This window comes from uncultured Oscillibacter sp. (assembly GCF_910584465.1).
Classification (GTDB): Bacteria; Bacillota; Clostridia; order Oscillospirales; family Oscillospiraceae; genus Oscillibacter.
In genome coordinates, this window is sequence record NZ_CAJUBK010000124.1 from 1 (window position 1) to 2504 (window position 2504).

3 protein-coding genes are annotated in these 2504 nt (G+C 63.8%); all 3 read right to left on the bottom strand.

Going from position 1 to position 2504, the window contains the following annotated elements; translation table 11 throughout:
- Positions 1-3 precede the first annotated feature (3 nt).
- The 3 genes from QZ332_RS13440 to QZ332_RS13450 are packed head-to-tail and all read right to left on the bottom strand — an operon-like array spanning position 4 to position 2457.
- Positions 4-936: a thiamine pyrophosphate-dependent enzyme gene (locus tag QZ332_RS13440; RefSeq protein ID WP_295766368.1), complete on the bottom strand. Its 933-nt coding sequence runs from the start codon at positions 934-936 to the stop codon at positions 4-6.
- Between the two features lie 16 nt (positions 937-952).
- Complete coding sequence (gene porA, locus QZ332_RS13445) at positions 953-2131, bottom strand: pyruvate ferredoxin oxidoreductase (RefSeq protein ID WP_295766370.1); 1179 nt, start codon at positions 2129-2131, stop codon at positions 953-955.
- A gap of 17 nt (positions 2132-2148) precedes the next feature.
- Positions 2149-2457, bottom strand: a complete 309-nt coding sequence (locus QZ332_RS13450) for a 4Fe-4S binding protein (protein WP_295766372.1) — start codon at positions 2455-2457, stop codon at positions 2149-2151.
- Positions 2458-2504 lie beyond the last annotated feature (47 nt).

Consider the following 2504-nt stretch of genomic DNA (forward strand, 5'->3'; position numbering starts at 1 on the left):
AGCTTACAGCTCGCAGAGTTTGAGGAGGGCCTCCCAGTTCTTGTCGACTTCCTTCTGGACGTCTTCGATCATCCACTCGTTGCCGGGCTTGAACATGTGGGCGAAGCGGCCCTGGGCCTTGAGGTACTCGACGACGGGCTTCTTCTCCTTGGGCCGGTAGCTGAGGACGTACTTGCCCTCGATGACCTCATAGAGGGGCCAGACGCAGGTCTCCACCGCCAGCTTGGTGATCTCCATCATCTTCTCGCTGGGATAGCGCCAGCCTCTCGGGCAGGGGGCCATGACGTTGAGGAAGGCCGCGCCGGGGGTGTAGATGGCCTTGTGGGACTTCTCGGTGATGTCCTTGAAGTTGCCCATGAAGGTGGTCTGGGCAACATAGGGGATGCCGTGGGCCACCATGATCTTCGTCAGGTCCTTCTTCTGCTGGGGCTTGCCGGGGACCACCTTGCCCACCGGCGTGGTGGTGGTGTCGGCGAACCTGGGCGTGGAGCTGGAGCGCTGGATGCCCGTGTTCATGTACGCCTCGTTGTCGTAGCAGACGTAGACCATGTCATGGCCCCGCTCCATGGCGCCGCTGAGGCTCTGGAAGCCGATGTCATAGGTGCCGCCGTCGCCGCCGAAGGCGATGAACTTGTACGTGGCGTCGATCTTGCCCCGCTTCTTCATCGCGTGGTACGCCGTCTCCACGCCGCTCAGCGTCGCCGCGGCGTTCTCGAAGGCGTTGTGGATGAAGCTGTCCTTGTAGGACGTGTAGGGGTACATGAACGAGGAGACCTCCAGGCAGCAGGTGGCGGAGCAGACCACCGCGTGGTCCTCCGGCTCCAGCGCCCGCAGCACCGTCCGCACCGCGATGGGGCAGCCGCAGCCCGCGCACATCCTGTGACCGCCGGTGAAGCGGTCTTCCTTCATGACGTTCTCTTTCAGATTATAGGCCATTTTGACTGTTCCCTCCTTACTCGCGCACGTCCAGGTACCGGTAGGTCTCGCCCACGTCCCCGGTCCGGGCGATCTCCTCCAGGTCCGCGAACACGTGCTGGATGCTCTCCACCCGCACGTCCCGTCCGCCCAGGCCGTAGATATAGCTGATGCCCTTGGGCCCGCTGATCCCCTTGGCGTACAGGCCCGCGCAGGCTTCCGCGAAGATGGGCCCGCAGTGGGCGTTGAAGCTGTCGTCCTTGTCCATGGCGGCGAAGGCCTTCACGCCCTTCAGGGCCTCGGCGATCTCCTCGGAGGGGAAGGGACGGAAGGAGCGGATCTTGATCATGCCCACCTTCCTGCCCTGGGCCCGCAGCTGCTTGATGGCCTCCCGGGCCGTGCCGGCGGAGGAGCCGATGATGATGATGGCCTCTTCCGCGTCGTCCATCTCGTACTTCTCGATCAGCCCGTACTGACGCCCCGTCCACGCGGCGAACTCGTCCGCCACGTCCTGGATGACCTTTTTCGCGTCCATCATGGCCTGGGCCTGGGCCCGCTTGGTCTCCATGTAGTACACCGGCGTGCTGTAGGGCCCCACCGCGATGGGCTCGTCCTTGTTCAGCAGGTAGTGCGCGGGCTTGTACTCGCCCACGAACTCCCGCACCGCCTCCGTCTCCTCCAGCTCGATGTTCTCGATGGCGTGGGAGGTGATGAAGCCGTCCTGGCAGATCATGATGGGCAGGCTCACCGCCTCGCCGATCCGCATGGCCTGCAGGTAGTTGTCATACGCCTCCTGGTTCGTCTCCGCGAACAGCATCAGCCAGCCCGCGTCCCGCACCGCCATGGCGTCCGAGTGGTCGTTGTTGATGTTGATCGGCCCGCTCAGCGCCCGGCAGCTCACCGCCAGCGTGATGGGCAGGCGGTCGGAAGCCGCCACGTACAGCATCTCCGCCATATAGATCAGGCCGCAGGAGCTGGTCGCGCTGATCGCGCGGCACCCCGCCGCCTCCGCGCCGATGCACGTGGACATGGCGCTGTGCTCAGACTCCACGGCGATGAAATCCGTATCCACCTCGCCGTTGTCCACGTAGGCGGAGAAGTACTGCGGGATCTCCGTGGAGGGCGTGATGGGGTATGCGCCCATCACGTCCGGGTTGATCTGCTTCATCGCGTAGGCGACGGCCTCGTTGCCGGACAGTCTTTCTCTGATACTCATTTTATCCTAGCCCCTCCTTACTTCTCGTCCTTGACCATGGTGATGGCCCCGAAGGGGCAGACGTTGGCGCAGATGCCGCAGCCCTTGCAGAAGAAATAGTTGAAATCTCCCCGCTTGCCGTCGCTGCCCACCGGGATGGACATGTCCGGGCACACCGGCGCACACAGCAGGCACTGCTTGCACTTGTCCATGTCCAGCACCGGCTTCATCGTCCGCCAGTCCCCGGTCTCCACCACCTGGGAGGTGCCCCCCTCGAAGATGGCGCCGCCGGGCGTGATGTCCTTCCATGTGACCTGAGGGGTCATATCCTTCGCTAAGTGGCTCATCCTTCCTTGACCTCCTCCATAGAGCGTTTCAGGGCCCGCATGTTGCC